This is a genomic window from Burkholderia metallica (assembly GCF_001718555.1).
Classification (GTDB): Bacteria; Pseudomonadota; Gammaproteobacteria; order Burkholderiales; family Burkholderiaceae; genus Burkholderia; species Burkholderia metallica.
Map to the genome: position 1 here is coordinate 523,772 of NZ_CP013403.1, position 22,996 is coordinate 546,767.

Consider the following 22,996-nt stretch of genomic DNA (forward strand, 5'->3'; position numbering starts at 1 on the left):
GACACGCGATGACGACCCTTCGACCCTTGCTCGACGTGCAGGGCCTGACGCGCCGCTTCGACGGCGTGACCGCGCTCGACGGCGCGAGCCTGACGCTCGCCGACGGTGAGCTGCTGAGCGTGATCGGACCGAACGGCGCGGGCAAGTCGACGCTGTTCAACCTGATCGCGGGCGCCGACCGGCCCGATGCCGGCCGCGTGACGTTCGACGGCCGCGACATCACGGGCACCGCGCCCGAGCGGCTCGCGGCGCTCGGCATCGCGCGCACGTTCCAGCATGGCCGCGTGTTCGGCAACCTGAGCGTGCTCGACAACGTGCTGATCGGCGCGCATGCGCGGCTGCGCGCGGCGCGGCCGGGCTGGCCCGTGCTCGGCGCGGCCGCCGAGGTGCTGCGCGCGCTCGTGCGGCCCGCGGCGGTGCGGCACGAGGAAGCCGCACTGCGCGACGAGGCGCGCGCGATCGTCGCCGGGTTCGGCGAACGGCTCACGCCGCGCATCGATCACCCGGCGCACAGCCTGTCGTATGCGAACCGGCGGCGCGTGGAGATCGGCCGCGCGCTCGCGCTGCACCCGCGCCTGCTGCTGCTCGACGAACCGACGGCCGGGATGAACGAGACGGAGACGGCCGAGATGCTGCAACTGATCCAGTCGCTGAAGGCGCGCGGCCTGACGATTTTGCTGATCGAGCACAAGCTCGAACTCGTGATGCGCGTGTCCGACCGCGTGATGGTGCTCGACAACGGCGTGAAGATCGCCGAAGGCGCGCCGCGCGACGTGAGGCACGATCCGCGCGTGATCGAGGCGTACCTCGGCCGTCGCCATGCGGGAGGCGCGCCGGCCGAGCGCGCGGCGCAGGCGGCCGCATGAGCGCACCGACTTCCGGACCCGACACGACCACGACCACGACCATCACCACGACCATGACCGATGCGCTGCTGAAACTCGAACACCTCGACACGTTCTACGGGCCGGTGCAGGTGCATTTCGACGTGAACGTCGAAGTCGGCCGCGGGCAGATCGTCAGCCTGCTCGGCGGCAACGCGAGCGGCAAGTCGACGACGATGAAGCTGATTCTCGGCTTGATGCGGCCGCGCCGCGGCGTCGTGCGCTTCGACGGCCACGACGTGACGACGCTCGCCACGCCGCAGCGCGTGCGGCGCGGGATCGCGGCCGTGCCCGAGGCGCGGCGGCTGTTCGGCGACATGAGCGTGCGCGAGAACCTGCTGATGGGCGCGTACACGCGCGGCGACCGCGCGGCGGTGGCGGAAGACTATGAGCGCGTGCTCGACCTGTTTCCTCGGGTACGCGAACGGCTGACGCAGCGCGCGGGCACGCTGTCGGGCGGCGAGCAGCAGATGCTTGCGATGGCGCGGGCGCTGATGGCGCGACCGAAGCTGATCTGCATGGACGAACCGACGATGGGGCTGTCGCCGCTCTACGTCGACAAGGTGCTGGCGTTGATCGATACGATCAACCGGCAGGGCGTGACCGTGTTCATGGTCGAGCAGAACGCGAGCCTCGCGCTGGAGATCGCGCATTACGGATACGTGCTGCAGACGGGGCGCGTCGTGCTCGAAGGGCCCGCGACCGCGCTGCTCGACGACGAGCGCGTGCGCGATGCGTATCTGGGCGGAGAGGCGGTGGCGGCATAGCGGGCGTGGCGAAAAATTGGCATGCACGCCTGATTGTCGGGTAGATTGACGTTCGGTCGCCATGACCGCTACCGGGAGCGCCGCACCATGTTGACGTATTCCATTCAGAAAGTCGGCTACGATTTCAAGCAGCTCGATCCGCAGGGAGAGACGGACTACGCGTCGTTTACCCGTGCGTTCGACGCATTCCCGTGGGCCGCGCAGCATGCCGAATGGAACGACACGCAGGACGGCCCGTTGCCGGCGCTCGTGCTGCAGCAGGCCGACGATCAGCGCGAGCTGTGGGTGACCGCGCTGAGCGACGCGCACGCGGCGGGCTTTCAGCTGAACGCGGTGTCGATGCGGATGAAGAAGGGGCTGTTCGGGATCGGCAAGGGGAAGCTGGAGCAGCATGTCGACACGATCGACGTCGACGCGCGCGCGGACGTCGATACGCTGTGCCGGCTGTTTTGCGATCGTCGGTACGACGAGCTGGACCGGCGGGTGGCGACGCATGCGCAGCGCAATCGTTTCGACGACGACCGCGACGACTGAGTGTTTGCCGCGCCGCGCGCGCGCCGACGCTCACGGTCGGCTCACGCGTTCCCGGCATCGCGCTGCGCCGCGCGCGGAAACGTCAGCACCACTGAAAACCCGCCCGCGTCGGGAAACGCGAACCCCACGCGCCCGCCATGCGCCTTCATCACTTCCTGCACGATCGCGAGCCCGAGGCCCGACCCGGTGCGCCGTTCGCTGCCGTCCGGCGCGATCCGCACGAACGGCTGCAGCGCGGCATCCCAGTGCTCGCGCGCAATCCCGCGGCCGTTGTCGGTGACGGTCAGCGTGACCGCGCCGTCGGCGTGATGCGCGGTGGCGACCGACACGACGATGTCGTCCGCGTGACCGTGCAGCAGCGCGTTGTGCAGCACGTTCGACAGCGCTTCCTGCAGGCTGATCGCATCGCCGTCGATCCACGCATGCGGCGCGTCGCTCGCGAATGCCACGGCGACATCGCGCTCGCCGGCGAGCGGAATCGTGCGGCCGAGCACCTCCTTCGCGAGCGCGACGAGTTCGACCGGTTGCAGCGGGACGGCCTCGGTCCGATGAATCACCATCGCATGATTGAGCAACTGGCCGGTGAGCCGGCCGACGTCCGAACTGGTCGCGCGCAGCGCGTCGAGTCGTGCCGCGTGGCGGGCGGGATCGGCTTCGCCGTCGAGCAGTTCGATCTGCGCGTCGAGCCGCGCGAGCGGCGTGCGCATCTGGTGCGCGGCGTCGGCGATGAAGCGCTGCATCGCGTTGATCCGCTCGGCGAGGCGGTGCATCAGCCCGTTGATCGACCCGATGATCGCGTCGATCTCGCTCGGCGTGTCGACGGCCACCGGCCGCAGGTCGGCCGGGTCGCGCGCAGCGATGATCGCGCCGATCTGCGCGAGCGGGCGCAGGCCGCGCCGGATCGCGAGGCCGCTCGCGCCGATCGCGAGCACGCTCATCAGCAGGATCAGCGTCCACACCTTGAAACTCATGTCGTTCGTGAGCTGCTGGCGCGCATTCGTGGTCTGCGCAACGGTGACGAGCGCCCAGCCCGGCGTGCTCTCCTCGGGCATGTAGCGCGCGATGGTCGCGGTGCGGACCCGGTGCCCCTGGTACAGGCCGGTCGCGAACGCGGGCCCCTGTTTCGCGGCGGCGAGCGTCACGGGGCTCGCGAGATCGTGGTAGCCGGCCACGACGATGCCGCGCGAATCGACGACCTTGTAGTAGACGAGGTCGTAGCGCGACAGCGTCGACAGCGCGGCCACCGGCGGATTCAGCGCGAGCACGCCGCCTTGCACGTAGAGGTTTTCCGCGACCTGGATCGATGCGCCGGCGAGCAGCTGGTCGTACGCGCGTTCGGCGGCGACCCCCGCGTAGTAGCGCGCGATCGCGGCGAGCGCGAGCGCGCCGGTCGCGACGACGAGCGCGATGAAGAGCAGCGTGCGCCCGAACAGCGTCTTCGGAAACCAGTCAGTGCGCGGCAATCTGATACCCCATCCCGCGCGCGGTGCGGATCTCGACCGAGCTGCCCTGCAGCTTCCTGCGCACGCGCGTCACGTACTGTTCGACCGCGTTCGCGGTCGGCTCGTTGCCGAAGCTGAACAACTGGTTCAGTAGTTCGTCTTTCGAGAAGATTCGTTGCGGTCGGCTCGCGAGGATTTCGAGCAGCGCGAATTCCTGACGCGACAGCGACAGCGGCTGGCCGTCGAGTTCCGCGAGACGGCTGCTGCGGTCGATCACGAGGCCGCCGAGCGTCAGCACGTCGTTCGCGTGGCCGCTGTTGCGGCGCAGGAGCGCCTGCACGCGCGCATCGAGTTCGCGGTAGTCGAACGGCTTCACCAGGTAGTCGTCGGCGCCGAGACCGAGGCCGCTCACGCGGTCGTCGATCGCCGAGCGCGCGGTGACGAGCAGCACCGGCGTCGTGCTGCCCGATGCGCGCAGATGGCGCAATACCGAGAAGCCGTCCATGCCGGGCAGGTTCGCGTCGAGCACGACGAGGTCGAAGCGCTCGACGCGCAGCAGCCCGTTCGCGGTCGCGCCGTCGGTTTCGAGATCGACGGCGTGGCCGAGCCGCGCGAGGCGGCTGCGGATCGCCGCGCCGATTTCGGCATCGTCCTCCACGACGAGAATGCGCATGGTGCCGTTTCGCAGATGGGTGGTTAGGGGTTTTCCCGGGGGCGGGATGTCAGCATTTTCTCAGACTCGGTCGATAACCTGTGTCGAGCCGGATGCAGTACGCAAGGACGGCATTAATACCAGAAATATTCAAGGAGACGGCAACATGCAGCAAGTCAGGGGCACGACGAACGCGCGGCGTCGCGTGACGCGGGCCGGCGCGTGGCCGTGTGCCGCCCGTCGTACGGCGGCGCGCGCATGACGACGTCGCCGCGCCGCCGCGCATTGCTCGCCGCCGGGCTCGGCATGCTGGCCGCGCCGGCGCTCGTGCGCGCGAAGCCGCTCACGGTGCGGATCTCGAAAGGCTATGGCGTGCTGTACCTGCCGCTGCTCGTGATGGAGAAGCAGCGGCTGTTCGAGCGGCACGCGGCGCGCCACGGCGTGCGCGACGTGGCGGTCGACTGGGTGCTGCTCGACGGCGGCAATTCCGTCAACGACGCGATGATGGCCGGCACGCTCGACTTCGCCGGGGCCGGCGCACCGGGCTTCATCGAGCTGTGGGCGCGGGCGCGCGGCATTCCGAACGTCGAGGTGATCGGCATCAGCGGGCTGTCGACCACGTCGCTGTCGCTGAACGCGAACCGGCCGGGCCTGACGTCGCTGCGCGACTTCACGCGCGCCGACCGGATCGCGGTGCCCGGCATCCGCACGTCGCTGTCGGCGGTCGTGCTGCAGATGGTCGCGAGCCGGCAGCTCGGCCCCGCGCATTTCGCGCAGCTCGATTCGATCACCGTGAACCTGCCGCATCCGCAGGCGATGCAGGCGTTGATCCGCCGCGAGAACGGCGTGACCGCGCACTTCACGTCGCCGCCGTTCTCGACGCTGGAACTGCGCGAGCCGGGCATCCACCGCGTCGTGAATTCGGTCGACGTGCTCGGCCCGATGACGCTCGACGTCGTGTTCGCGCCGAAGCGGCTCGTCGATACGCATCCGGCGCTCGCGAGCGCGTTTCTCGGCGCGCTCGACGAAGCGAACCGCCTGATCGTGCAGGACCCGCGCGCGGCGGCCGCGCTCTATGCGTCGTCGTCGGGCGTGAGCGTGTCGCACGACGACGTGATGCGCATGCTCGCGGCGCCCGATACGCGCTTCTCGGTGCTGCCGAACCAGCTGATGGATTACGTCGAATTCCTGTACCTGGCCGGCACGATCAAGGCGAAGCCGCGCGCGTGGCACGAGATGTTCGCGCCGATGCTCGACGACTTCCGGTCGGGCTGATCCCGCCGCTCGCTTTCACCGATACGCCCGCGCCCGCGCAACCGTCGTGCGCGGCGCCGATTCAACCGCGACGCAACCGATTCGAAACCATTACGCAACCGTTATGCAATCGCGATGCAACCGATTCACGCAAGGAGCCTGAAGTGAACGCTACCGCCCCCCTGGACCTCGCGTCCGCCGAAGAACAGCGCATCATGTCGAAGATGGCGTGGCGCCTGATGCCCATCCTCGTCGTGATGTTCCTGATCGCGTTCATCGACCGGCAGAACGTCGGCTTCGCGAAGCTGCAGATGGTGCACAGCCTCGGGATGACGGAAGCCGCGTTCGGGCTCGCGTCGTCGCTGTTCTTCATCGGCTACCTGCTGTTCGAGGTGCCGAGCACGCTCGCGCTGCATCGCTACGGCGCCCGCGTGTGGCTCGCGCGGATCATGCTGACCTGGGGGCTCATCACGGTGCTGATGGGCTTCACGACGTCGATGCCGGCGTTCTGCGCGCTGCGCTTCGTGCTCGGCATCGCCGAGGCCGGCTTCTATCCGGGCGTGATCTACTACCTGACGCTGTGGTTTCCGCAGAGCTATCGCGCGAAGGTACTCGGCATCTTCACGCTCGGCAGCGCGCTCGCGAACATGCTCGGCTCGCTGGTCGGCGGCGTGTTGCTGAGTCTGAACGGCGTGTGGGGGCTCGCGGGCTGGCAGTGGGTGTTCGTCGCGACGGGTATCCCGGCGGTGATCGTCGCGATCGTCGTGTTCCGCGTGCTGCCCGCGTCGGTGCGCGATGCGCGTTTTCTCGACGCGCGCGAGAAGCAGATCGTCGAAGCCGCGCTGGAGCGCGAGAAGCCTGCGCAGGCCGAGCACGGCCAGCCGTGGAAGGCGCTGCTCGATCCGCGCGTGATGTTGTTCGCGGCAACCTACATGCTGATGTCGACGTCGCTGTACGGCGTCACGTACTGGCTGCCGACGCTCGTGAAATCGTTCGGCGTGTCGAGCAGCACGAACGGCTTCCTGAGCATGCTGCCGTGGGCGCTCGCGGTGCTGCTGCTGCTGTGGCTGCCCGCGAAGCTGCGCCGCGCGAAGAGCATCCTGCGCACGATCGCGATCGTCGCGGCGCTGGGCGCGCTCGGCTTCCTGCTGAGCCTCGTGCTGCCGTCGACGCCGCTGCGCTTCATCGCGCTGGTGCTCGGCGGGGCATGCATTCCGCTGCTGTATCCGTGCTTCTGGTCGATGCCGCCGCGTTACTTCACCGGCGCGCGGGCGGCGGCGAGCGTCGCGGCGATCAATTCGATCGGCAACCTCGGCGGCTTCTTCAGCCAGAACCTGATGCCGTTTGCCGGCAAGGTGACGGGCACTGCATTCGGGCCGATGATCGTGCCGATCGTGTGTCTCGCGCTGCTCGGGATCGGCGCGCTGGTCGCGTGGATGCGCTCGGAGCGCGGGATGGTGGCGGCGCGCGCGTGATCGCGCGCGGTGACCGCTTCATCAAGCGGTTGCCGACGAACGGGGAGCCGGCCGGTGCGTGCGGGTTCGACAGCAGGTACGCGAGCGCGTGGCGGTCGCCATCCACGCGTTGACCGCCGTCGCCGATCGGCCGGCGACGGCGTATCGTCGCCTTCGCCGGGTGCCTACCCGCGCGGCCCGCCAACTCCGCGCTGCGCGGTCGCCACCTGCGCAGGCGACAGCGGAATCTCCACTTCGACCGTCGTTCCCTCGCCGGGCGTCGTCGCGATCCGCAGCGTGCCGCCGACGAGATACGCGCGCTCGCGCAACCCGACCAGCCCGAACGAGCCCGACTTGCGCGGCGCGCGCGGATCGAATCCCGCGCCGTCGTCGCGAATCGTCAGCTCGATCGCATCGTTCGCATGCACGAGTGCGACGCTCGCATGCGACGCGGCCGCATGCCGCGCGACGTTCGCGAGCGCTTCCTGCGCGATGCGGAACACCGCGGTCGCGTAAGGCTCGTCGAGTTGCAGCGCCGGCGGGGCGACATGCAGTGCGCAGTCGATGCCGTGACGATGCCGGAAATCCTCGACGAGCCATTGCATCGCCGCGGCGAAGCCGAGATCGTCGAGCATCAGCGGACGCAGGTCCGATGCGATGCGGCGCGTCGCGGCCACCGCATCGCGCGCCAGCGCGTGCATCGCCGCGATCTTGCGCGCGAGCTGCGCGTCGTCCTGCGGTACGCGATCGATCAGCCATTCGAGATCGTTCTTCAGCGTCGCGAGCGTCTGCGCGAGTTCGTCGTGCAGCTCGCGCGCGATGCGGCGCTGCTCGGCTTCGCGTGCGCTCGCACTGATCGCGGCGATCTCGCGCAACTCCTCGCGCGACGCCTGCAGCGCTCGTTCCGCGCGTACGCGGTCCTCGACTTCGCGCCGCAGGTCGCGGTTCGACGCGCTCAGTTGCGCGGTGCGCGCGGCGACGCGCTGTTCGAGCCGTTCGTTCGCATCGTTCAGTTGCGCGCTCTGCTGCACGACGAGCCGATGCTGGAAGCGTGCGCCGGCCAGCGCGCGCACCGTCTGCGCATGCAGCCGGCCGTTCTCGAACAGCATCGCGAACAGCACGACGCCCGACGCGACGAGGCCGTATGCGCGCCCCGCGTAGAAGCCGAGATCGAAGCGCCCGTGATTCAGCATCGACGACAGCGCGATGTCGAACAGCCACGCGACGAGCACCGTCATCACCCACAGGTCGAGCACCGACTGGCGCCGCCGCCGCTGCCACATCAGCATCAGCGCAACCAGGTTCAGCCCCCAGACGATCGTGATCGCGTTCGTCATCGTCGCGGCCATCCGGTTGCCGTCCATGATGCGCGGTAGCAGGTCGTGGCCGGCCGTCGCGAGCAGCGCGAGCGCGGCCGTCGCGCCGCTTGCGGCCGCGATGCACAGCCCCACCGGAATCGCCGCGCGGCGCTGCGGGGCCACGGTCGGGCCAGTCGTTCGCGAGGTCGCGCGCAGCAGCGCGTACGCGGCGACCGCCAGCGGAAAGCCGCCGTGCCAGAACAGGTACAGCCACGCGGTGGTCTGGTCGCGGGCGCCGAGCAGGCCGGTCGGCGCGAACAGCCCGGGAAAGGTCAGCATGTGGGTGCCGGCCATGAAGCCCGTGAACAGGTAGCCGCCCGCGAGCACGAGCAGCGGTCTCTGGCGCAGGATCGCGTACTGGCCGAGCAGGAGGCCGGCCGTCACCATGTCGTTGACGACGATCGCCGACTGGTACACGGGGATGAACGCCCCGCCCGGCGCGAGCGGCCGGCCCGCGAACGGCGCCAGCGCGGCGAAGATCACCGCGGAGACGAGCACGGTCGCGAGCGCGAGCCGCCGTTCGCGCCGGCCCGGCGGCAGCGATGACATGAACAGGCGCGACGCGTCCGGGGGCACGTCGTCCGGCGGCGAGGGCGGGACGCGGAAGGCGGCCGTCATGCGTCGCCACCGGGGTCGAGATCGTGGCGCACCGCGTAGCGAACCAGCGCGGCCTCGTGCGGCAGCGCCATCTTCTCGAGAATCCGTGTCTTGTACGTGCTGACCGTCTTCGCGCTCAGCGCGAGTTCGGCCGCGATCCGCGTGACGGTCTGGCCGGCGACGATGCGGCGCATCACGTCGAATTCGCGCGCGGACAGCCGCTCGTGCGGCAGCACCGCGGCCGGCGCGCGCAACGTGAGCGCGAGGCTTTCGGCCGCCGACGGGCTCACGTACACGCCGCCCGCCGCGACCTTGCCGACGGCCTCCACGAGTTCGGCTGCTGCGCTGTCCTTCGTCAGATAGCCGGTGGCGCCGGCCTTGAATGCGCGCGCCGCGTACTGCGCTTCCGCATGCATCGTCAGCACGAGCGTGCGCAGCGACGGCGCGTGGTGCTTCACCAGCCGGATCAGCTCGATGCCGGTCGGCGCGGGCATCGACAGATCGAGCAGCAGCACGTCGGCGGCGCCGCGTTCGGCCAGCGCGAGCGTGGCCGCGCCGTCGCTCGCCTCGCCGACGATCTCGAAACCGCCGGCCGTTTCCAGGATGTGGCGCAGTCCGTCCCGCATGACTGCGTGATCGTCAGCCAGAATTACCCTGATCATCGAGCGATCCTCTTCGGGATGGCGCCGCGCACGGTCGTGCGGCGATTGCCGCGGCCGTTCTTCTGACCAATATATTCCGCCGAATCCGAAAACGGTACACATCCGGGAAATTTTCGACGCGAACGAGCGCTGAATGTGTACTAAAGCGAAATAATCGACGGGAAAGATACGCGGCGCAGCCGGCGCGAATCCGGGTATTCCCCGATGACCGCGGTGGCGGGAGCAGGCGGGCACCGTGCGTCGCGCGCCGCGCCGCGAACCGTCCCGAATCGGGACTAAACTGGTGCCCGATGCCACTTCCGCCCCGAGGAGCCCTGCGATGATCGATCTTGCCGATGTCCTGCCGTCCGCACTGCCTGCCGCCGTCGCATGGGCCGAAGCCGAGGCGGCGCGCGGGATCGCGCAGGGCGCGCCGCTGACGCCCGCACAAGCCGACGACGCGCGCACGGTCGGCGTCGCGCAACCGGAGCGGATTCGTTTGGTGACCGTCGAGCGCATGCCGTTCCCCGAGACGCCTTCGCTTGCCGCGATCGCGCGCGACACGGGGCTGCTGTCGCCGGGGACGATCGGGCTCACGCTCGGTCACGTGGTGTACGTGCTGCGCGGGCAGCATACGCGCCGCCTGCTGACCCACGAATTCCGCCATGTGCATCAGTACGAGGCCGCCGGATCGATCGGCGCGTTTCTGGCGCGCTATCTGCAGGAAATCGCGACGGTCGGCTACCACGATGCGCCGCTCGAGGCCGATGCGCGACAGCACGAGTTCGATTGATCCGCCACGCCGGCGCGAGCGCGCGCCTCTCACGATGAACGCTCCCCCTGCCATTGCCGGCCCCGCGTTCGCCCCGCCCTGGAGCGGAGGATGAGCGACACGATCCACGCATGGATCGGCGCGATCGGCGCCCATCCGCTGCTCGTGCTCGCGATCGTGTTCGTGACGGCCTGCGCGGAGGCGATCGCGCTGATCGGCACGATCGTGCCGGCGGGCGCCGTGATGTTCGCGGCCGGCGCGCTGATCGGCGCGGGCGCGCTCGACGGCTGGACGACGATCGGCGTCGCGGCGGTCGGCGCCGTGGTCGGCGACGGAATCAGCTACGAGCTCGGGCGGCGCTACCGCGGGATGATCCGCGACGCGTGGGCGCGCTTCGGCTATGCGGCCGCGTACGCGCGCGGCGAGGAATTCGTGCTGCGTCACGGGATGAAGAGCATCGTGCTCGCGCGCTTTCTGGCGCCGGTGCGCGCGGTCGTGCCGGTCGTCGTCGGCTGCGCGACGCTGCCGCGCCGGTCGTTCTATCCGGTCAACGTCGTGTCGGCGCTCGTCTGGGCGCCCGTGCACGTCGCGCCGGGCATCCTGTTCGGGGCGTCGGCCGCGCTGGCCGCGGCGATCAGCGTGCGGGTCGCCGCGATCCTGCTGGTCGTCGCGGCGCTGGTCGCGCTCGTGTGGGTCGGCGTGCGCGTCGCGCTGCGGCGCGGCTGGCCGCTGCTGCGCCGGGCGTTCGTCGAAGGCGTGCACGCGTGCGCGCGCCGCTGGCCGCGGTTCGGCGCGCGGCTGCACGACGCGATCGCCTACGTGCGCGGGCTGCCGGGCGCAGTGCCCGTGTTCGCGCTGCTGTTCGTCGGCTGCGTGTGGCTGTTCGCGGGGCTCGTGCAGGATGTCGTCGCGAACGATCCGCTGATGCATGCGGACATTGCGCTGTATGCGTTCCTGCAGAACCTGCGCACGCCGCCGGTGGATGCCGCGATGCGCGCGCTGGCCGTGCTGCACGGACACGATACGGGGCTGATCGTCGCGGCCGCGTTTCTCGTCTGGCTGATGATCCATCGCTGCTGGCTGACGGCCGCGTGGTGGCTCACGACGGTGGGGGTGGCGGTCGTGCTCGTGCCGGTGTTCGGCGCGGGCGTGCCCGGCGCGACGCCGGCGAGTCTGCCGCCCGGTGCGCTGCACGTGCCGCTGCCCGATGCCGAAGCCGCGTTCGCGATTCTCGCGAGCAGCGGCCTCGGCTGGGTGCTCGCGCGCGACCGGCCCGCGCGATGGCGGATTCCGGTCGTGACGGCGGTGGTGCTGTGGATCGTGCTCGGCGGCTTCGCGCGGCTGTATGTCGGCGACACGTGGCTGTCGGGCCTGCTCGGCGGCTGGAGCCTCGGGCTGGCCTGGTTCGCGTTGCTGGCCGGCGCGTATGCGTACTGGCGCGTGCGCGAGCACGTGCAGCCGAGGGGCGCGGTCGTCGCGGTGGCGGTGGTGCTCGCGACGGCCGGCGTATGGACGGTGCCCGCGCAATGGCAGCTCGATCGCGCGGCGCGCCCGCACGTCGGCGACGTGGTCGCGATGACGGTCGACCAGTGGTTGCACGGCGGATGGCTGCGCGTGCCGCTGCGCCGCACCGAGATCGGCGGCGATCGCGAGGAATATCTGCCGCTGCAATGGAGCGCGACGTCGGACACGCTCGACCGGCATCTCGCGCAGGCCGGCTGGCAGCGCGCGACGCCGTGGTCGCCGGCCACCGCGCTGCGCTGGCTGTTGCCGCAGGCGCCGGCCGACACGCTGCCGGTGCTGCCGCGCTACACGCACGGCGAAAGCACGCGGCGCGTGTTCGTCCGCGTCGATCCGGGGCAGCCGGAAACCCGCCTCGTGCTGCGGCTGTGGCGTTATCCGTACGTGTTGCAGGACGCGCTCGGCTTGCGACCGCTGTGGTACGGCGCGCTGTATCGCGAGACGCTGCACCGGCCGGCGCGGCTGATGACGATCGTGCGCACGACGCCCGTCGACGACGCGGCGACGATTGCGCAGGCGCTGGCGGTCGAGCCGACGCTCGCGCATCCGCCGGCGGGGATGGCGGCCGCGCCGGCGCAGATGCTGCTGGTGTGGATGGTGAGCCCGTGAGCGGGTGGTGAGCTGCTTGTGTGTGACGCGTGATGTCTTGCGCGTGCGCTGGTTGCGCCGGGACGGCGGATAGGCACGGGCCGATGCTTGAGCACCGCGAGCAGGGTTTTCAACGTCGGGCTGCCGTTGTGGGAACGCGTGCGATATAGCGATTCGCGGCGGATGCCGGCTTCGGCGGCGATTGCGCTGAGCGTGTCGTACGCTTGCACGACCGTGCGCCGCGCAAGCAGGCCGGCCGGCCGCGCGATTGGCGGGGGCGTCGAGCGGACTCCATCGCCACACGCAGACAATGAATGGCCCGATGACGGGCGCGTGCGGTGGGTGGCGTGTCCGGGCGGATCGACGTGAACGACGAACCTGTCGGCGCCGGCGCGTTGCGCGCGGCGAGCCGACAGGTTCTGCCGGCACTACTGCTTTGCCGGCGCAGCCGTCGCGATCTTGTCGAGTGCGGCCGGGATATAGGTGTCGAGCTGCGTGGTCACCGCTTCGTAGAAGTCGATCGGCTTGCCCCACGCGTCGGGCACGTCGACGTGCTTCCCGGACGCATATTCGGCGAGCGTGAATACCTTGCCGGCGGCCGACGGATAGAGCGCGAGCACCTTCTCCTTGTGTTTGTCGGTCATCGTCAGGATCACGTCGGAATGCCTGACGTCGTTGGCGTTCAACTGCACCGACCGGTGCGCGGACGTGTCGATGCCGCGGCGCTTCATCAGGATCACGCCGTTCTCTTCGGGCTTTTCGTCGTACGGATCTTCGTCGACCGCGCGCGAAATCACCGCGACATGCGCATGGCGCTGCGCGATCAACTGGCCGGCGATCGCTTCGGCCATCACGCTGCGCCCGGTGTTGCCCGTGTCGACGAACGCCACCTTCTTCGGCTCTTCGGCGAATGCCGGCGTCGCGCACTGGATGCCGACGCAGCAGAGCAGCGCCAGGGTGGTGAGGGTGTACCTTCTTTTCATGATGTCTCCTCGAGGGTGGGGGCGCCCCGGCGGCGCGCCGGGGCTTGAGGGAGATCATGACGGCCGCGTGCGACGGAAAAAAATAAACGTCTGGTTTTCGCAAGATAGCGTCGCTTCGTGGCAAGCCGGCCCGGTGGCGCCGCATGCACGTTGAGCCCAATCGGGGAAGTCGCGAGCCACGGTCCCGTTCGTGGTGCGTGACTGCGGCATCGTCACGCCGTCACCGCCACCTGTTCCGGCGCTGATGCTGCCAGCGTGCGCAGTGCGTCGCGCGCACAGCCACGCATTCGACCGCGTGTTGCCCGCCCGGCTGCCGCCGCATGCGAATCCGCCGACGGTGCCGATGTGCGAGCCAATGTGCGGCACGTTGCTCGCAGCGCCGCGCAACGAGGCGGCGGCCGTTCGTGAATCACGGTACGATCGCTGACCCGGCTGCTGACATTTCCATCACGAGAGACCCCGCATGATCACGATTCGCCCGATGACCGACGACGATTTCCCGCGCTTCTGGCCGACCTACCGCGCGATCGTCGCTGCTCAGGAAACCTATGCATTCGATCCGGCGCCGACGCAGGACGCGGCGCGCGCACTGTGGCTCGATGCGCCGCTGTGCACGTGGATCGCCGAAGAGCATGGCGTGCTGCTCGGTTCGTATTACCTGAAGGCGAACGCGGCGGGGCCCGGCAATCACGTGAGCAACTGCGGCTACATGGTGAGCGAGGACGCGCGCGGTCGCGGCGTCGCGCGCCTGATGTGCGAACACTCGCAGCAGGTCGCGCGCGAGCGCGGCTTCCTCGCGATGCAGTTCAACTCGGTCGTCTCGACGAACGAGGTGGCGGTCGCGCTGTGGCAGAAGCTCGGATTCGACATCGTCGGCCGCCTGCCGCGCGCGTATCGTCACGCGCGGCTCGGCTTCGTCGACTGCCTCGTGATGTACAAGTGGCTCGGCGGCCCGCAGGCCGCTGAAGCCTGAGGCCGCCGCGGCCGGGTCGTCAGACGGCGAACGCGCCGTCGAACACGATCCGTTCGTCGAGCGCGAGCGTGCCGCGCGCAAAGATCAGGTCGAGATGGTGGCTGCCGTTTTCACCGCCGCCGAGCCCGAGGTGCAGGCCCGGATGACGCTCCTCGAACCCCGCGTTGCGGCCGTACAGCCCGCGAATCCCGAGGTTCGTGCCGATGCCGAATTCCTCGATCCGCCGGTGATTCGCATGCCGGTCGAGATAGGTCGAGAAATCGCGCCGGAAGCCTTCGTCGTCGGTGTCGAAGTCGACGATCGTGCTGTTCTCGACGCGCAGGGTCGCCAGTCGTTCGACGACCTTGTACTTGATCGCGAACGGCACGGTACCGAGAAACGTGCCGCTGAACACGACCGAGCCGTTGAGGTCGGTCACGTGCGTCGCGATCTCGCCGGGCACGACGTCGAGGTTGCCCATGCCGTCCACGCTCGTCCATTTCTGGTCGGGCGCAAGCGAGCCCGTGAGCGTGTTGCCGGCTTCGTCGACGAAGCGGATCTGCGACGCGCGCGAGGCCGCGTCGATCAGCCGGCCGTTGCGTGCGGCGATGTCGTCGAGCGATTCGGCGAACGCCTCGTCGAGATGCGGGCCGTAATCCTTGAACAGTACCGACTTGCTCCAGTGCTCGACGATCGCGGGGCGGATCGCCGCGAGGAACGGCGGGCCGCTCGGCGACGGCTTCGGCAGGCACGACGAGTCGTACAGCAGCACGAACAGATCGGCGCGATCGAGCGCGGCGGCGATGTCGGCGGGCGGGGTGCTTTCGAGGCAGAGGGTGGTCGCGTCGAGCGAATCGGGCAGGGCGGAGAAGGCGCGCAACGCGATGTCGCGGTTGCGGATGTCATGGCCGACCAGCAGTTTTCCCGATTCGCCGCGCGCCAGCTTGTCGCGCAGCGCGGGGTGGAAGCCCAGCGCGCGGTGCAGGTTCAGCATGCGTGTCTCCGGAAACGGCGGAAGGGCCGCAGCCCTTCCGCGAGAACGGTTGGCCCGCTCAGACCGGCCAGAGCGCGGTGCCGAACAGCACCACGGCGTCCTCGACCATCATGTCGACGGCCTCGGGGTGCGTGTCTTCCTGCATCCAGTCAAGCAATTCGATCTGCTGAGTATCCTGCATGTGAATCCTCCTGTGGTGAACATGAGCGTTTCAACATGAAAACGTGGCAGAAAAATGGCCACTCCTCATTTCGCATTTCGTGAATGCGCGACGAGTGGCGTTGATATTAGTCTGACGAATTTGCGAATGCAATGCGTTGCAAGGTTTTTAGCCGAAGCGCGCTAAACAGCGGGGATTTTCGGTCGTGTGCGGTCAAGCACGGTTAAAGCGAATGACGGATTCGACGTCGTTTTTTTAATGACCGGATTCGGAATCGGCGCATCGCATCCGGCGTTTTTTCATCGGCAATTCAATCGGCTCGATCGTTGCGATCGTCGCAATCGGCGGCGTGCCGGCGCTCCGACGCGCATCAACCGAGCAGCGCCTTGCCGATCGGTTTGGCCGGCTCGGAGCGCAGCACCAGCGACGTCGTGACCGCGCCGAAGCGGGCAATCGCGTCGATGAGGGTTTCCAGTTGCCCCGGTGTCGGCACGAGCACTTTCAGCAGGAAGCAATCGTCGCCGGTCATCCGGTGCACCTCGATGACGTGCGGCATCTCGGCGAACGCGCGCAGCGCGGGCTTGATGTGTTCGTGCGTCGTCTTCAGCCGGATGATGGCCATCATTCCCAACCCGAGCGCGGCCGGGTCGATCCGCGCGCCGTAGCCCGCGATGATGCCGCGCTCTTCCAGCCGCTTGACGCGCTCCGACGTGGCGGGCTGCGACAGACCGATGCGCCGGCCCACTTCGGACAGCGGCATCCGCGCGTTTTCCTGCAGCGCTTCGAGGATCGAAAGATCCAGGCGATCGAGCTCTCCGTTCGACATGTCCGCGTTCCCGTTGCCGTTAATTCATCGGCATATTGTCTCAATATCCGATGATTTGCCATTCCCGGCCCGTTTGCAGCACGCCAGACTGCGAACTCGCTTAATCGTGGAGACGGAGATGGATCAGACGATCGTGATCGTGCCGGGGATCGGCAACTCGGGCCCGGCGCATTGGCAGAGCCACTGGGAGGCCGCGTTGCCGGGCGCCATCCGCATCGCGCCCGCGTCGTGGGATGCGCCCGACCTGCGCGACTGGATCGCGGCGCTCGATGAAGCCGTCGTGCAGGCCGCCACGCCGCCGGTGTTGATCTGTCATTCGCTGGGCTGCCTGCTGTTCGCGCACTGGCGGGCGGCGTCGGCGCGTGTCGTGCGCGGCGTGTGGCTCGTTGCGGTGCCCGATCCGGGCGGTCCGCGATTTCCGGCCGCGGCCGCTGCATTCGCGGATCTGCCGGATGGCGATTTCGGCGGCGTGCCGGTGCTGGCGATCGCCAGTTCGAACGACGGGTACGACCCGTCCGGGCGCGGCATCGCGTGGGCGAGCGAGCGTGGCGCGACGCCGCTGCTGCTCGGCCCGCGCGGCCATCTGAATGCGGAAGCGGGATTGGCGGAGTGGCCCGAAGGGCGCGCGTTGTTCACGGCCTTCGCGGCAGGGTTGCGCGCATAGTGCGGGCCGGCGGTTGCCGTCCTCCCGCGCGGCGCGTCGTGAACGCATCCCGGCCCGCGACGGCTCGCGTATGATCGACCGACGGAACCGGAAGCCTCGACCGTCGGAATCGACGCGCGCGCGACAGACGACACACGTTGCACCGACGCGACTCACCACGGCTTCGACCGACATCAGAAGACAAGGAGACACTCGATGCGCACAGCGCCGCAACCGGAGCGTGCCGGCCCGTCGCGGCCGGACGCCGGCGCGACCCGATCCCGCCCCGACCGTGACCCCGAACGCATCGCTGCGTGGCGGCTCGCGATCGGCCTGTCGCTCGGCAGCGCGATCGCGCTCGGCCTCGCGCGCTTCTCGTATGCACTGCTGCTGCCGCCGATGAAGGCCGATCTCGGCTGGACCTTCGCGCAGGCCGGCGCGCTGAACACCGCGAACGCGGCCGGCTATCTGATCGGCGCGCTCGCGTTTCCGTGGTTGTCTCGGCGCTGGCGCGCACGCACGCTGCTCGCGGCCGGCTGCGTGCTGACCGCGTTGCTGATGGCCGCATGCGGGCTGTCGTCGGGCATGCACGCGCTGCTCGTGCAGCGGCTCGCAACCGGCGTCGGCAGCGCGCTGATCTTCATCAGCGGCGGCGTGCTGGCCGCGCGGCTCGCGTCGGCGTCGCCGCGCGATGCGGGCTTGCTGCTGGGGCTCTACTACGGCGGCACCGGGTGGGGCATCGTCGCGTCGTCACTGCTCGTGCCGGCCACGCTTTCGCACGGTGACCATGGCTGGCAGCCCGCGTGGTTCGCGCTCGCGTTCGCCTGCGTGTTGTTCTCGGTGGTGGCCGTGTCGGCCGCGCGCCGCATCGAGCGCGCGCACGCGGCACCGGGCGCGCCGCGCGGCGGCGCGGTGCCGGCGGCGACGGCGAGCCCCGTGCGCTTCGCGCTCGCGCTGGCCGGCTACGGGCTGTTCGGCGTCGGCTATATCGGCTACATGACGTTCATCGTCGCGCTGCTGCGCGGCGCGGGCATGAGCGGCACGGTGGTCGCCGCGTTCTACGTGATGCTCGGCGTCGCGACCGTCGTGTCGGCGCGGCTCTGGTCGGGGCTGCTCGACCGGATGCGCGGCGGCCAGGCGCTCGCCGTGCTCAACGCGCTGCTCGGCATCGCGACGCTGATGCCGGCGCTGTTCGTGCATCCGGCGGCCGCATTCGCGTCGGGCGTGCTGTTCGGCGCGACGTTCCTGTCGGCGGTGGCGTCGACGACGGCCTTCGTGCGTCACAACCTGCCGACCGACGGCTGGGCGAAGGGGATCAGCGCATTCACGACGGTCTTTGCGTTCGGGCAGATCGCCGGGCCGGTCGCGATCGGCTGGGTCTCGGACAGTGCAGGGCTCGCGCGCGGGCTCGTGTATTCGGCGCTGACGCTGTTCGCGGGTGCCGCGCTCGCGGCCGGGCAGCGCGCGTTGCGGGCCGCCGCATAGTCACACGCTACAAGCGCTGAACGCCGCTCACCGCACGCACGCGGTGCGCGACACGCGATGAAACGCCCGGCTGAAGTAGATCAGGCTGTCGCCGTCGTCGCGCACGCGAATCGTGCTGGCTTCGATGAACATCACCGAATGCGAGCCGACGTCCTTCATGTCGGCGATCGTGCCCTGCAGGCTCGCGAGCGCGTCGCGCAGCACCGGCACGTCCTGCTCGCCGCGCTCCCACACGGGCAGGTCGAAGCGCCGTTCCATCGGCAGGTCGGTGAGCCCCGCGAAGTGTCGCGCGAGTTGCTCGTGTTCGGCCGGCAGCACGTTGATGCAGACATGCCGGTTGCGCTCGAAGGTCGCGTGCATCGCGCTCGAACGGTTCATGCACACGAGCAGCGTCGGCGGCGTATCGGTGACGGAGCACACGGCGCTCGCGGTGATCCCGCAGCGGCCGTGCGGCCCGGCGGTGGTGATCACGTTGACGGCCGCGCCGAGGTGGGCCATCGCTTGCCGGAAGGCCTTCTGCGCGTCGGTCGGCTCGACGCGTGCCGGTCGCGGGATATCGGTCGTGGAAGACATGGGCGCTCCTGAGTGAACGAAAGCGGCGATCGTGCGGCGCCGCCGGTGCAGCGCCGGATCGCCGACGACGACCCAAGCGTACGTCGCGAAAACGCCGGCGACCATTCGCACGATTGACGACGGAGATGGCGTTCTCGCCAACGCGTCTAAAGGTTCTACCTAGATGCACGGCGCGGCGCGCGAAAAAAAGCGCGATTGCCCGCTCGTGCGGGACGCGAAGGGGTTCTCAGCGGGTTTTCGGCTCGTTATGATGTGCCGCACACCCCCAGCGAACGACGTGCGCGGCGTGCCGACAACCGGCCTCGTCTGCGCAGCGTGCGATACCCCTTCCAATATTCAGCGAGACACCCGCGATGACGTCACCCGCACCGATCGTATACATCGTCGACGACGACAGCGGCATGCGGACATCGCTCGCGTGGCTGCTCGAATCGGTCGGCATCGCGTCCGAAGGATTCGCGAACGCGGCCGATTTTCTCGCGCGCTTCGACGTGAACCTGCCCGCATGCCTCGTGCTCGACGTACGGATGCCGGAGAAGAGCGGCTTCGACGTGCAGGCGGAACTGAACGCGCGCGGCGCGACGCTGCCGGTGATCTTCGTCAGCGGCCATGGCGATATCCCGATGTCCGTGCGCGCGCTGCAGAACGGCGCGATCGATTTCGTCGAGAAGCCGTACAACTCGCAGCAGATGCTCGAACGCGTGCAGCGCGCGCTGCGGCTCGCGCAGCAGCGCCATGCAGTCAGCCAGCGTCACCGCGAACTGCGCCAGCGTCTCGATGCGCTGACCGCGCGCGAGAAGGAAGTGCTGCGCGGCGTGGTGGACGGCAAGGGCAGCAAGCAGATCGCGTCGGATCTGTCGATCAGCGTGAAGACCGTCGACGTGCATCGCGCGAGCATCAAGGAGAAGCTCGGCGCGACGTCGATCGCCGCGCTCGTGCGCGACGTGATGGTCGTGTGGGGCGACGGCGGCGACGCGGCGCGCTAGCGCGGCGACGCGGCCTCGGCGACGCCCGGCGCGCCGTGTTCAGCGCATGTACAACCCGCCGTTGATGTCCCAGCACGCGCCGTTCGCGAAATGCGCGTCGCCCGACGCGAGCAGCACGGCCGCATCCGCGACGAAGCCGGCCGAGCCGAGCTTGCCGCCCGGCAGGCTCGCGAGCACCTGGCGCAGCTTCTCCGGCGCGACGCTTTCGTACACGATCGGCAGGTCGAGCGGGCCCGGCGAGATCGCGTTGACGGTCACGCCCTGCGCGGCGAGGTCGCGCGCGAACACCTTGGTCAGCGTCAGCGTGCCGCCCTTTGCGGCCGCGTAGTGCGCGCCTGTCGCCGAGCCGCCGTTCTGCCCGGCGAGCGACGCGATGTTGACGATGCGGCCCGCGCCGCGCGCGGCGAAATACTGGCCGAATACCTGGCAGCCGAACAGCACGCTGCGCAGGTTCACGTCGATCACCTGGTCGAACTGCTCGGCCGTGATCTCCATCGCGGGCACGACCTTCGATGCCCCCGCGTTGTTCACCAGCACGTCGATCGCGCCCCAGCGCGCGACGAGCGCGTCGCGCGCGGCTTCGAAATCGCGTTTGGACGTGACGTCGAGCGGCAGCGCGATCGCGCGTTCGCCGCCCGGGTCGAGTTCGCGCGCATGCGCATGGATCGCATCGGCCGCGATATCGGCCAGTGCGACGCGGTAGCCGGCCGCATGAAAGCGTTCGGCGATGACGGCGCCGAGGCCGCGCGCGGCGCCGGTGACGAGGACGACTCGGTCTGACATGGTGCGTGTTTCCGTGGTTCGCGGGCGCGTACCGCATACCGCCGCGCCCGCATCGTGATTCATGCGGCGAGTGCCGCTTCGAAGTGGGCCGCGATCGCGCAGACCCGTTCGTCCGCGCCCTTGCGCCCGACGATCTGCAGGCCGGCCTTCAACGGCGAACCGGCGAGCGGCAGCGGCAGGCTGAGCGCCGGATGGCCGCTCAGGTTGAACGGCCGGATCAGCGATGACATCGCGATCACCGACACGCCGTCGCGGGCTTGCTGCAATGTGATCGGCAGCGCGGGCAAGGTCGGCAGCACGATCACGTCCGCGTGGTCGAGCGCGGTGTCGACCTGCGCGGTGAAGCGCGCGCGCACGGCGTCGGCTTCCTGCAATGCCGCGGGCGTCGTCGTTGCAGCGGCGCGCAGTCGCGCATCGAGGTCCGCGCCAAGTTTGCCGGTCGCGACCAGATGACCGAACGCGCGCGACGTTTCCGCGTTGATCACGGTGAGCCCGGCCGCGAACGCAGCCGGCATGTCGTCGAGCGCGAGCGCATGCGAACGAAGACCCGACGCGCGCACGGCCGCGTCGAGCGCGGCGGCGATCGCCGGATCGGCGTCGACGAAGATGTGCGCGACCGTGCAACCCGCGGCGGCGGCCGCTGCTTGCGTCCGGTCGAAGTCCGGCGCGATCGCGGCCATCACCGCGACCAGCGTGCGGATATCGCGTGCGAACGGCCCGACGCAATCGAGCGTGGTCTCGGCCGGCGCGACGCCGCGCCGCGATACGCGGCCGAACGTCGGCTTCAGTCCGGCCACGCCGCAGCATGCGGCCGGCCCGCGAATCGAGCCGCCCGTGTCGGTGCCGAGCGCCGCGTCGACCGCGCCGAGCCCGACGAGCGATGCGGAGCCGCTCGACGAGCCGCCGGGAATGCGCGCGGCGTCCTGCGGATTGACGGGCGTGCCCGTGTAGTCGTTGATGCCGGTCATGCCGAACGCGAGCTCGTGCATGTTCGCCTTGCCGGCGATCTGCCAGCCGGCGTCGAGCAGCAGGCGGACCACGTCCGCGTGTTGCGCGGCCGGCGGCGCGTCGGCCAGCGCGCGGCTCGCCGCGCGGGTCGGATGGCCCGCGATGTCGATCGTGTCCTTGATCGCGATCGTGGGGCCGGGGCCGCCGAGCGTGAAGGTGTCGATGAAGCCTGTCATGGTCGGGTTCGTGCGAAAACGGAAGGAAGCATCAGGACCGTGGCGCGGCGGCGAGCGGCCACGGGCCGTCGAGCACGCGTTCGGTGCGGAAATGGCGGATCGGCCATGCGGCGCCGTCGCCGGCCGGCGCGAAATCGACGGTCAGCCGTGCGGCGATCAGCTCGGCCGTGCCGTCGCCGTAACGCGACGCCTGCAGCATGATCCAGCGGCCGCGCGCGTGCGTGAGGCCGGCGTCGATTTCGATCGATTCCGACGTCAGGAAATGCAGGTTCGCCGAGAAATGCGGATCGGGCGGCAGGTAGCGGCCGAGCATCGCGACGATCGCGGCCGTGCCTTCGACGCGGCCGAACTTGCGCGCGTACTGCGGGCCGATGCCTTCCCATACGGCGTCGGCGGTGAACAGTTCCGCGAGCGACGGGCCGTCGCCGGCATTCTCGGGCACGTCGCACAGCGCCATGTAACGCGTGATCGTCGCGCGCACCGCGCGCTCGGCTTCGAGCGCCGCCATGCGCTGCGCGAGCGCGTCGATCAGGCCGGGAGCGAGGTTGGTCATCGCCCGTCTCACGCCGCGGGCTTCGCGGCCGACGGCACGGTCAGCGCGCGGCCGACCCGCGCCTCGATCTTGCCGTAGCGCCACAGGTTGTATTCGCCGACCGGCGTCGTGCGATACAGGTTGCACACGGCGACCGTCGTGTCGAAGTCGGCGACGTCGGCCATGATGTAGAAGGTCCACGGCGCGCCGTCGGCCTGGCCGACCACGAGGCGGTCGTCGTCCATCACGCCGAGCACGCGCACGCCGGGCATCGCTTCGACGGCGGCGAGCATCGCGCCGTACGCCTGCCACACTTCGCCGATCTTCTCGCGCGGCAGGTCGAAGAAGTTTTGCGACACGCCGCAGCAGAACAGGACGCGCAGCGGCAGCGGATTCGAATCGGACATATCGGGTTCTCCAGAGAAATCGGT

24 protein-coding genes are annotated in these 22,996 nt (G+C 69.6%); 11 read left to right on the forward strand and 13 right to left on the reverse strand.

What is annotated here, in order from left to right:
- Positions 1-8 precede the first annotated feature (8 nt).
- From WJ16_RS22115 to WJ16_RS22125, 3 genes are all read left to right on the forward strand, one after another.
- Positions 9-866, forward strand: coding sequence for an ABC transporter ATP-binding protein (locus WJ16_RS22115; protein ID WP_069259224.1), 858 nt, complete (start codon positions 9-11; stop codon positions 864-866).
- A complete protein-coding gene (locus WJ16_RS22120) occupies positions 863-1,651 on the forward strand; it encodes an ABC transporter ATP-binding protein (protein ID WP_069259225.1) in 789 nt (262 codons plus the stop codon). Before WJ16_RS22115 ends, WJ16_RS22120 begins: the two co-directional genes overlap by 4 nt.
- A gap of 87 nt (positions 1,652-1,738) precedes the next feature.
- Positions 1,739-2,185 (forward strand): hypothetical protein, encoded by a 447-nt coding sequence (locus WJ16_RS22125; RefSeq protein WP_069259226.1) that lies wholly within the window; start codon positions 1,739-1,741, stop codon positions 2,183-2,185.
- A gap of 41 nt (positions 2,186-2,226) precedes the next feature.
- Here WJ16_RS22125 and WJ16_RS22130 read toward each other — a convergent pair whose 3' ends face one another.
- Positions 2,227-3,648 (reverse strand): sensor histidine kinase, encoded by a 1,422-nt coding sequence (locus tag WJ16_RS22130; RefSeq protein WP_069259227.1) that lies wholly within the window; start codon positions 3,646-3,648, stop codon positions 2,227-2,229.
- On the reverse strand, positions 3,635-4,300 hold the full coding sequence (locus WJ16_RS22135) for a response regulator transcription factor (protein WP_069259228.1): 666 nt from the start codon (positions 4,298-4,300) through the stop codon (positions 3,635-3,637). Before WJ16_RS22135 ends, WJ16_RS22130 begins: the two co-directional genes overlap by 14 nt.
- A gap of 237 nt (positions 4,301-4,537) precedes the next feature.
- Here WJ16_RS22135 and WJ16_RS22140 point away from each other — a divergent pair, with 237 nt between their 5' ends.
- Both WJ16_RS22140 and WJ16_RS22145 read left to right on the forward strand, forming a co-directional pair.
- On the forward strand, positions 4,538-5,554 hold the full coding sequence (locus WJ16_RS22140) for an ABC transporter substrate-binding protein (protein ID WP_069261079.1): 1,017 nt from the start codon (positions 4,538-4,540) through the stop codon (positions 5,552-5,554).
- 143 nt (positions 5,555-5,697) lie between these two features.
- The gene (locus WJ16_RS22145; RefSeq protein WP_069259229.1) at positions 5,698-7,008 is read left to right on the forward strand and encodes an MFS transporter; all 1,311 of its coding nucleotides are present in this window, start codon (positions 5,698-5,700) and stop codon (positions 7,006-7,008) included.
- A 164-nt stretch (positions 7,009-7,172) separates the two neighbouring features.
- Here WJ16_RS22145 and WJ16_RS22150 read toward each other — a convergent pair whose 3' ends face one another.
- Both WJ16_RS22150 and WJ16_RS22155 read right to left on the reverse strand, forming a co-directional pair.
- Positions 7,173-8,963: a sensor histidine kinase gene (locus WJ16_RS22150; protein ID WP_069259230.1), complete on the reverse strand. Its 1,791-nt coding sequence runs from the start codon at positions 8,961-8,963 to the stop codon at positions 7,173-7,175.
- Positions 8,960-9,604 (reverse strand): response regulator, encoded by a 645-nt coding sequence (locus WJ16_RS22155; protein WP_069259231.1) that lies wholly within the window; start codon positions 9,602-9,604, stop codon positions 8,960-8,962. The genes WJ16_RS22150 and WJ16_RS22155 overlap by 4 nt, the downstream gene beginning before the upstream one ends.
- A 319-nt stretch (positions 9,605-9,923) precedes the next feature.
- Between WJ16_RS22155 and WJ16_RS22160 the strand changes: the two genes are divergently transcribed.
- Entirely contained in the window at positions 9,924-10,376 is a 453-nt protein-coding gene (locus WJ16_RS22160) for a hypothetical protein (protein WP_069259232.1), read from the forward strand.
- A 90-nt stretch (positions 10,377-10,466) separates the two neighbouring features.
- A complete protein-coding gene (locus WJ16_RS22165; protein WP_069259233.1) occupies positions 10,467-12,485 on the forward strand; it encodes an LssY C-terminal domain-containing protein in 2,019 nt (672 codons plus the stop codon).
- Between the two features lie 407 nt (positions 12,486-12,892).
- Here the strand turns inward: WJ16_RS22165 and WJ16_RS22170 are convergent, their stop codons facing one another.
- The gene (locus WJ16_RS22170; protein WP_069259234.1) at positions 12,893-13,447 is read right to left on the reverse strand and encodes an arsenate reductase/protein-tyrosine-phosphatase family protein; all 555 of its coding nucleotides are present in this window, start codon (positions 13,445-13,447) and stop codon (positions 12,893-12,895) included.
- 463 nt (positions 13,448-13,910) lie between these two features.
- Here WJ16_RS22170 and WJ16_RS22180 point away from each other — a divergent pair, with 463 nt between their 5' ends.
- Positions 13,911-14,420 carry a GNAT family N-acetyltransferase gene (locus WJ16_RS22180; protein ID WP_069259236.1) on the forward strand — a complete coding sequence of 170 codons (510 nt, stop codon included), beginning with the start codon at positions 13,911-13,913 and terminating at the stop codon, positions 14,418-14,420.
- A gap of 19 nt (positions 14,421-14,439) precedes the next feature.
- On the opposite strand, the gene WJ16_RS22185 is transcribed toward WJ16_RS22180, so the two are convergent.
- From WJ16_RS22185 to WJ16_RS22190, 3 genes are all read right to left on the reverse strand, one after another.
- Entirely contained in the window at positions 14,440-15,393 is a 954-nt protein-coding gene (locus tag WJ16_RS22185; RefSeq protein WP_069259237.1) for a CgnE/CgnB domain-containing protein, read from the reverse strand.
- A gap of 58 nt (positions 15,394-15,451) precedes the next feature.
- Positions 15,452-15,574 carry a hypothetical protein gene (locus tag WJ16_RS35790; protein WP_257785873.1) on the reverse strand — a complete coding sequence of 41 codons (123 nt, stop codon included), beginning with the start codon at positions 15,572-15,574 and terminating at the stop codon, positions 15,452-15,454.
- A 349-nt stretch (positions 15,575-15,923) separates the two neighbouring features.
- Complete coding sequence (locus tag WJ16_RS22190; protein ID WP_069259238.1) at positions 15,924-16,379, reverse strand: Lrp/AsnC family transcriptional regulator; 456 nt, start codon at positions 16,377-16,379, stop codon at positions 15,924-15,926.
- Between the two features lie 118 nt (positions 16,380-16,497).
- Between WJ16_RS22190 and WJ16_RS22195 the strand changes: the two genes are divergently transcribed.
- Both WJ16_RS22195 and WJ16_RS22200 read left to right on the forward strand, forming a co-directional pair.
- Positions 16,498-17,043, forward strand: coding sequence for an RBBP9/YdeN family alpha/beta hydrolase (locus WJ16_RS22195; protein ID WP_069259239.1), 546 nt, complete (start codon positions 16,498-16,500; stop codon positions 17,041-17,043).
- Positions 17,044-17,238: 195 nt separating this feature from the next.
- Entirely contained in the window at positions 17,239-18,507 is a 1,269-nt protein-coding gene (locus tag WJ16_RS22200; protein WP_069259240.1) for a YbfB/YjiJ family MFS transporter, read from the forward strand.
- 27 nt (positions 18,508-18,534) lie between these two features.
- On the opposite strand, the gene hpaC is transcribed toward WJ16_RS22200, so the two are convergent.
- Complete coding sequence (gene hpaC / locus WJ16_RS22205; protein WP_069261080.1) at positions 18,535-19,080, reverse strand: 4-hydroxyphenylacetate 3-monooxygenase, reductase component; 546 nt, start codon at positions 19,078-19,080, stop codon at positions 18,535-18,537.
- Positions 19,081-19,433: 353 nt separating this feature from the next.
- Between hpaC and WJ16_RS22210 the strand changes: the two genes are divergently transcribed.
- On the forward strand, positions 19,434-20,066 hold the full coding sequence (locus WJ16_RS22210; protein WP_069259241.1) for a response regulator transcription factor: 633 nt from the start codon (positions 19,434-19,436) through the stop codon (positions 20,064-20,066).
- Between the two features lie 39 nt (positions 20,067-20,105).
- Here WJ16_RS22210 and WJ16_RS22215 read toward each other — a convergent pair whose 3' ends face one another.
- From WJ16_RS22215 to WJ16_RS22230, 4 genes are read right to left on the reverse strand one after another with little or no spacing between them, the layout of a single operon-like run.
- The gene (locus WJ16_RS22215) at positions 20,106-20,849 is read right to left on the reverse strand and encodes an SDR family NAD(P)-dependent oxidoreductase (RefSeq protein ID WP_069261081.1); all 744 of its coding nucleotides are present in this window, start codon (positions 20,847-20,849) and stop codon (positions 20,106-20,108) included.
- A gap of 59 nt (positions 20,850-20,908) precedes the next feature.
- A complete protein-coding gene (locus WJ16_RS22220; RefSeq protein WP_069259242.1) occupies positions 20,909-22,033 on the reverse strand; it encodes an amidase in 1,125 nt (374 codons plus the stop codon).
- 31 nt (positions 22,034-22,064) lie between these two features.
- Positions 22,065-22,586: a nuclear transport factor 2 family protein gene (locus WJ16_RS22225; protein WP_069259243.1), complete on the reverse strand. Its 522-nt coding sequence runs from the start codon at positions 22,584-22,586 to the stop codon at positions 22,065-22,067.
- Positions 22,587-22,594: 8 nt separating this feature from the next.
- On the reverse strand, positions 22,595-22,972 hold the full coding sequence (locus WJ16_RS22230; protein ID WP_069259244.1) for a hypothetical protein: 378 nt from the start codon (positions 22,970-22,972) through the stop codon (positions 22,595-22,597).
- Between the last annotated feature and the right edge of the window lie 24 nt (positions 22,973-22,996).